The sequence below is a fragment of the Bacillus sp. mrc49 genome, from assembly GCF_002803435.1.
The window spans coordinates 1-315 of the sequence record NZ_PHNG01000397.1 but is presented as its reverse complement, the minus strand read 5'-3'; the positions used below and the strand labels follow the sequence as shown (position 1 = coordinate 315).

Genomic DNA, 315 nt, shown 5'->3' with positions numbered 1-315 from the left:
CGCATTCCATACTCAAGGTGAGGTCATTTTTTGGGGGTTGGAAAATATGGAGCCGCCAGAGTCTGAAACGATAGTCAATGAGTTTGCGAGGGTAAGTGGCTATGAGCCCGTCAAGTCGGCCAATAGTTACGCAGGGTATAAGGATTGGTACATTCAGGACTGGCGGAGGCCGGGATTTACCGTTGAGCTTGGTAAAGGAACCAACCCGCTTCCTATATCACAGTTCGATGAAATTTATCAAAAGTCACTTGGGATCTTCTTGGCAGGCTTGTACATGTAAACGCCGGACATGCAAAAACGCTCTGCTCCCAGTCG

Annotated in this window: 1 pseudogene; it reads left to right on the top strand. The window is 48.6% G+C overall.

What is annotated here, in order from left to right:
- Positions 1-280: pseudogene (locus tag CVN76_RS02480) on the top strand (peptidase M14); the annotation flags it as partial.
- Between the last annotated feature and the right edge of the window lie 35 nt (positions 281-315).